The following is a 6,211-nucleotide window of genomic DNA, read 5'->3' as shown; positions in this document are numbered from 1 at the left end:
TCTTCTTCCTTCTGAACGACTTGGTAGGTCTTCTGAAGGATCACGCGGTGACCACCCTTTTCCCGGCTACGACACGCTCAGATTTGGTCTGACGCCCGAGTCGTACACCATCCTGCTGGACTCAACCCAGCCCCCCGGAACGCTCGTGCGCGAAGACCGATTCATTGATCGCTGTCCAACGGGGATGGCCCTGTTGTCTGTGCTGCGAGATCATTCGCAGGTGCGGCGTTGGATCTTCGGGGTGGCCCACTGTGTCGCTCTTCCTCTGCGGAAATGAGGTTACCGATTTATAGCCGTTGTAGTCGGATGTCCGAAGCGGAACCCATCATCGGTTCCCAACCTGGAGGGCAAGCAGCCAACATGCCGCCCGGAGAGCAACCGTTCGAGATGTTCTCCCGGATGGCAGCGCCAAGGATCAGCAGCCGCACGGGTAGGCCGAAGGCCACGACGTTGAGTGTGTCTCGGCGCGTACGGAATTGGCACCGCGTATCGCGGGGATGGTTCGAGCCGGTTTCGATGAGCGCCCGCCCCGGCCATGAGCAACCAGCGGCGTGCAGGCAAGGTGAGACGAGAGCAGCGTTCTGCACTATTCACCTATCCCGGTGACCGGCAAGCCGAATCATGCAGTCCTGCAGGTGATCCGGTCGGAGCGAGCCTTCAGCGGCCGAACCATCGGCGCTTCGGCGCTGGCGAGGTCCCTGTAGTAAGTTGTGCCGCGCTCGCTCGGTCCGACCGCGGAAAGCGCTTCAACTCCATCGAGAACTCCTTCACCGCCGGCACCGGCAACGCGTCGTGGATGCCGTCGTTCTCGTAAGCCGCGCCGTGGCGCGTGACCCTCGCAAGGATGAGTTGCTAGTCGTCGCCGGAGGCTTCGATCTCATCGCACCATTTCTGATACTCGGGGCTCACGAGATAGACAGAGACATCCTCGTCGCTGACGTACAGGGTGACGACGATGGTAGGCAGGTCCCAGCGCAGACTTCGCAGAGGTTCCAGCGACCAGCCGGTCGGTCGTTGCCCGACCATTTCGAACACCCGCTGGGCGAGATCATCGAACGCGTGGTCCAATTCCGGCTGGACACTCGGGTCATCGAGAACGACGTCACTGGCATGAAACCACATCTGCTCGAGCGGACGCCGAACATCGGGCTTGGCGGTGTTATCGACCAACACGCTCGCGTCGGTGCGATTGACGTCGAGATTCGTTGTCAGAGATGGGTTTTTGTCGTCGGGACTGCTGGACTGCCAGCCTATCCGTTCGCTGAACGTAGGCAGGTCGTCAACGGTCCAGGTCCAGTCGAATTGCGTCGCGGCCTGGATGGCGTCGAGGGCACGGTCGAAATCTACCCGCATGATGCTGATCGTCCTTCCCTGTGGTGCGGAGTCTGCCATTGGCTACCGCGCGATTCAGTAACTTGTCACCGGCTTCCGGTGGTCCATTTCCCGCCCGGTACGAGCTCGGGCCCCAATACTTTGGAAGGTGCGTCAGCCGGCGTCGTCTTCCGACGACACGAGCATTCGGTCGAACTCGTCATCACGCGCTTGCCGTGCTGGGTTGACCAGATAGATCAACCCGGAACCGTCGTTGACCTTGAGCTTGACTACCAGGTTCGGTAGGTCCCAGCGCAGCATCCGGGTGTCGTTGTGCGACCAGGCTTCGGTCAGGATCTCTCCCGCGAGTTCGTGTATTCGGGGGGCGATGGTGTTGAACGCGTCGTCCAGATGCGGTCTGACGCTCGGGTCGTCGAGCACGACGTCGGTGTAGTAGTAGTCGATGCGCTGGATCGACCGCGGGCCGACGGTGCGGGGTTTGTGGTCGAGGTAGGCCATTGCGTCGGTGCGGTTGACGTCGAAGTTGGTGGTGATCGTCGGCACCTGTTGATCGACACCTTCGACCTGCCAGCCGATACGGTGAGCGAAGGTGGGCAGGTCGTCGGTGGTCCAGGTCCAGTCGAACGCCATCGCGGCCTGGATGACGGCGAGGGCACGGTCGAGGTCTGTCCGCATGATCCTGGTCGTCCCTTTCAGTCGGTGCGCTCGATCTGGGCGCGGATCTGCTGCAGATGGCTCGGACCGTCGGTGGCGAGCGCGCCGCTCCAGACCAGGCGCCCGAAACAGTCGGCGTCGATCCACTCGCACATCGCCGCCGACGCGCCTTGGCTGATGCCCGTGCCACACACCGCTTTCCCGCCCAGCGGGCCGGCATCGACCGCACTCATCATCACCCCGGTCGCGGCGCGCTGCTTGTCGATATCCTCGGCGATGTCTTGATCCGGATGCCCCGCATGCCCGGTCAACGCCTCCACCACCACCACATCACTGGACCCACCCGGCCCATACACACCGGCCACGTGCATACCGACCCCCTCCTTGCCTTGACCCTGCGCGAGAATCTGCCGAACCAGCGCCGCAGCGTCAGCGTCGGTCTGGCGCGCATACCCTTCGACCGCCGCCGGCAGCACCACCACGGCATGGGCATCGGCCTCGCCGTGCCCGGAGTGCCACAACTGTCCCCAGTTGGCTGCCGTCACCCCGATGACGGCCCCGACCAACGGCGCCGCGAACCGCGCCCACCGCACCCAACCTCGCCGCCCACGCCGCTCGCCCCCACCAGCCGGCGCACCAGCGTCGCCGGGGACCTGTTCTTCACTCAACGCTGCCGAGCCTTCCACTCACGCCGATCCGCGATCACTGCCCGAAAGCTACAGCACCCCAACGACATGCTGGCCCCGTCTGGCGGCATCGGATCCCCTGCGGCCCGGTCGCTTTCCCGAGGAGCGGCGCCGGCTGGTCCGGACGACGCCGGCTACTGGCTTGCTCGGATCGACCGCGGGTGGCAGTCGAGATCGGTGCTCGACCGTTCGCAGCCTCGTATCATCGCGACATGACGATTCTGCTGGCGCGGCCGGTGCGTGGAGTCTCGGTGCGCTCCCTGAAATCGCCGGGCAATTGTGCGCCCGACTGGGGTTACGCCGTAGTGGATTTCGAGCCGATCCCCGACGGCGAATCATCGTCGGTCGAGTTCGCCTGCGCACCGTGCCATGACACCGAACTCAACGACGCTCTCGCCGAGGGAGCATTGATCGAATTGGCCGGCACGGGCACCCACGACCCGGACCGCCGCCGCGGTGAGCCGGTCTCAGCGCGAGTGGTGGTCCGCGTCATCGAACAATCCTTGGTCGATTGCTGCGCTGCGGTCTATCGCGGGCTGGGTGTCTTGGCCGTGCGTGAAATGCTGAGCTGCCTCGACCAGGACCGCGCACCGCAACCGATCATCACCCGAATTAGCATCGGATTCCGGCCGTGACCCCACGGTCGCCGCGATAATCACCGCGCTATGGCTACCAGGGCCGGTTCCTCGCCAACGGGGGCGTGCCCGACCAGCCAGCCGACACGCCGGTGGGTCGAACTCGGCGACTGCTTCCCCTGTGGCACTTCATGTATCGACGAACACGCCTGGATTGTCGGGTTCACCGCACGATGAGCCCCGGAGTGGCTCCTCTAGCATGCCCCTATGGATTTGCGAACGCCGATGCAGTTGTTCCGCAATCAGGAGCTCGTCGGCTTGATCACCGCTTACTCCTATGAAACCCCCTGGGCTACCGGCACTTTGCAAGTTTTCGACCCTGTGCGGGGCGCACGCTCGGACCGGGCTGCCAGATACCTGCAGTGGCTGAACGAGACCGAGGACCTGCCCGAGGACGACGACTCATACGACCGACTCTGTACACAGCAGTTGGCTCGCCACGACGTGACACAGGCTGATGTTGATTGGTGCGAGTACGGCACCTGGACAATCAAGACCCAGGACGGACTCGACCACCTGGCGTACTCGCTCGAATTCCTCGGCGATGGCCACCTCCAATGGCGCTGGTGACGAGTGCATCAGTGGCTTCTGCAATGTGCTGATTTCGCGTGGAACAGGTTGGCCGGCCATAGCGGAACCGAGCGGCCACCCTCGGCTCGAGACACTGCGCCACGTCGATGCAAGACTCGCCCCGCTAATCGCGGACACGGCAGGACCACAGCGTCGTCTGGTGGTGCTCGATCGGGGCATCGACACGTCCACCGCGCGGCGGTGCACTTGACCGGACGACCCGACACGGGGCTCTTGAGGTTGGCGTGCTGATCGGGTCCCGGGTGTTCAACCTACGGCGCCTGCGTTCCGCAGCGCGGTGGCGATCTCGGGCGAGTACGCGTTTCCCACAGCTGTCGGCGCACGAGGTTCGCAGAAGCTGAGGTGGACACCACCAGGGGCCTCGCCAGCGTTGGGATCGGCACCGGCATCGAGTTGTTCGACGACAGTGGCGAGATCGTTCTCGTGAATCGCGCGCAACAGCCTGGCCGTGGATGCCTGGACCGGCTCCGCCGGCCGACCGGTCGGGTACTCCTGGTCGGCTTGTGCGGTCAGGTCGTACCAGTCCCCGCCGTAGCTCATCGCGGCCGGTAGCCCCGGCAGACTGGGATCGGCGTATCCGTAGGCGACCGGCGGCCGTCCCGGCAGACGAAAGTAGTCGAGGCCGTGGAACTTATCCCACGCGTGAAGTAACTGCCCCGGCCGCAACAGCGCCCACGGTATGTCGTCCCACCGCCGTGGATCGAGAACGTGCCGCAACCGCAGGAACTGGTAGTACTCGGTGTCGTAAACATAGAGGTTGAGAAGGTGCAGGTGGCCGGTATCGGCAAGCGCCACCACCGTCCCACCGAAAGCAATCACCACAGTGTCCGGAGCAATCGATCCCTGCCCGTGGTGGCGGCACGCACCACCCCAGGTCTCGCCCGGGTACACCACCGTCTCTCCCGGGAACACCACCGCATACCAATCCGAGAAAGACCACTCGCCATCGCTGTCTCTTTCGACCTCACCGACGAGAGTCCGGCCCCACTCCTCGGGAAAATCTTCATCAACCCTCACGGAGGCAACCGTAGTATCGGGCCCTTCCAAAGATCGCAGAGGACGATCCCCTCCTGGCACATGGCCGTAGATCGATAACGTCGGTTCGTCGGTCACCCCTCGGTGGGAATACGTTCGCGCAGGCCGGTTCTGCAAAGAAGGTGGTAATCCCGGTCGTGCGTGTCGATTAGGATGGCGCGGTCCGGATTGCGCGGTGTCGCAGCGGGTTTCGAGTGGACCTGGACCGTGGCGGACCGGGAAAGGTTGTGTGCGCGAACTGGCTGGACGACCGGCGAGGCACGCGAACTCGACCTGAGCCTGGTCACCTACTTGCTTAGAGAGGCACGGACCGCCGGCGGGGCGCACCCGCCTCGGCGCGGGTAGTTGTCCGCTACAGCGAGGTCGATTCTTGCGAGCGGGTCTACCGCGGCATCGGCCTACTCGCCGTCGATGAAATGCTCGCATGCGTTGCAGAAAGCCGCGCACCGCAACGGATTATCACCAGAATCAGTCTGGGAATCGCCCTTAACCCCGAGCCACACACGGAGAGCAGCAGACAAGTCGGATCAGCCGGTGATAATGGCTGTCGTGACGCAGACCGACGGCAGACCGGCGGAATACCGCTGGGTCGAGCACTGGCCCCACTCGAGCGGGGGTGGGTATGTGTTGCTCGGAACGTGCGCACTTGCTCTGGCCGCAGTTCCCGGACCGCCACTTTTCCTACACGTCGCCGTGGGGATCAATGGCCTGATGTTTCTGGCGTGCAGCCGAACACCGACAAGACCGGCGGTGACGATCGTCGACGGTATCGCGGTGCTTGGCTGGCGCCCTTACTCCCATGCGCCGACTCTGCTGTTTCTTGTTGTCTCGCTATACGGAGCGGTGCTAGCCGGCGGGGCGATTGCAGGGCTGGTTCCTGTGGGGTTCCTCGGTGTCGGCCTGGTGGCCCTGTGTTTCGGCATCACCGTTGTGGGCCTGTGCCTTTCGCTGTGCTGGAACCGAATGATCTTCGGTCCCGACACTCTGCGAGTGGTGTGTCCGGTACAGGGATATGACCGTGAGTTCGCGTGGCGCGAGGTCACCGGTGCGGCGCTCGGCGCCGGCCCACGCAGTGGAGCCATCCCGGTGGTCAGTCTGACCTGCCCGGCCACAGCCGTGGTCGAGCGATCCAGCGCGCGGCTGTTGTCGAATGAACCGTCACGGGTTTGGGGCCGCTTCCAGTCTTGTGGAAGATGGTTCCCATCATGTCGAAGCGTTACCCGCCTGAGGTTCGTGAGAAGGCCGTGCGTCTGGTCTTGGAACGACTCGATGAGTTCG

Annotated in this window: 7 protein-coding genes; 3 read left to right on the top strand and 4 right to left on the bottom strand. The window is 64.0% G+C overall.

Annotated features, from left to right (window positions below):
* Positions 1 to 852: 852 nt before the first annotated feature.
* From C5E41_RS32630 to C5E41_RS34310, 3 genes are all read right to left on the bottom strand, one after another.
* Positions 853 to 1,353 carry a DUF6301 family protein gene (locus C5E41_RS32630; protein ID WP_104379519.1) on the bottom strand — a complete coding sequence of 167 codons (501 nt, stop codon included), beginning with the start codon at positions 1,351 to 1,353 and terminating at the stop codon, positions 853 to 855.
* Positions 1,354 to 1,485: 132 nt separating this feature from the next.
* The gene (locus C5E41_RS32625) at positions 1,486 to 2,007 is read right to left on the bottom strand and encodes a DUF6301 family protein (RefSeq protein WP_104379518.1); all 522 of its coding nucleotides are present in this window, start codon (positions 2,005 to 2,007) and stop codon (positions 1,486 to 1,488) included.
* A 17-nt stretch (positions 2,008 to 2,024) separates the two neighbouring features.
* Entirely contained in the window at positions 2,025 to 2,654 is a 630-nt protein-coding gene (locus tag C5E41_RS34310) for a hypothetical protein (protein ID WP_181063534.1), read from the bottom strand.
* A 230-nt stretch (positions 2,655 to 2,884) separates the two neighbouring features.
* On the opposite strand from C5E41_RS34310, the gene C5E41_RS32620 reads away from it, so the two are divergent.
* Positions 2,885 to 3,307 (top strand): hypothetical protein, encoded by a 423-nt coding sequence (locus C5E41_RS32620; RefSeq protein WP_146097782.1) that lies wholly within the window; start codon positions 2,885 to 2,887, stop codon positions 3,305 to 3,307.
* 207 nt (positions 3,308 to 3,514) lie between these two features.
* On the top strand, positions 3,515 to 3,877 hold the full coding sequence (locus C5E41_RS32615) for a hypothetical protein (protein ID WP_104379516.1): 363 nt from the start codon (positions 3,515 to 3,517) through the stop codon (positions 3,875 to 3,877).
* A 267-nt stretch (positions 3,878 to 4,144) separates the two neighbouring features.
* Here the strand turns inward: C5E41_RS32615 and C5E41_RS32610 are convergent, their stop codons facing one another.
* Positions 4,145 to 5,011 (bottom strand): hypothetical protein, encoded by an 867-nt coding sequence (locus C5E41_RS32610; RefSeq protein ID WP_146097781.1) that lies wholly within the window; start codon positions 5,009 to 5,011, stop codon positions 4,145 to 4,147.
* A 672-nt stretch (positions 5,012 to 5,683) separates the two neighbouring features.
* Between C5E41_RS32610 and C5E41_RS34675 the strand changes: the two genes are divergently transcribed.
* A partial coding sequence (locus tag C5E41_RS34675) for a hypothetical protein (protein ID WP_219823313.1) occupies positions 5,684 to 6,211 on the top strand: 528 nt, incomplete at its 3' end.

Source organism: Nocardia nova, from assembly GCF_002933465.1.
Lineage (GTDB): Bacteria > Actinomycetota > Actinomycetes > Mycobacteriales > Mycobacteriaceae > Nocardia > Nocardia nova_B.
The sequence above is the reverse complement of the archived record's forward strand: the minus strand, read 5'-3'. Positions and strand labels throughout refer to the sequence as shown.

Coding starts and splice junctions, on each gene's coding strand:
- C5E41_RS32630 (WP_104379519.1), bottom strand. CDS start 1,353: ATGCGGGTAGATTTCGACCGTGCCCTCGACGCCATCCAGGCCGCGACG.
- C5E41_RS32625 (WP_104379518.1), bottom strand. CDS start 2,007: ATGCGGACAGACCTCGACCGTGCCCTCGCCGTCATCCAGGCCGCGATG.
- C5E41_RS32620 (WP_146097782.1), top strand. CDS start 2,885: ATGACGATTCTGCTGGCGCGGCCGGTGCGTGGAGTCTCGGTGCGCTCC.
- C5E41_RS32615 (WP_104379516.1), top strand. CDS start 3,515: ATGGATTTGCGAACGCCGATGCAGTTGTTCCGCAATCAGGAGCTCGTC.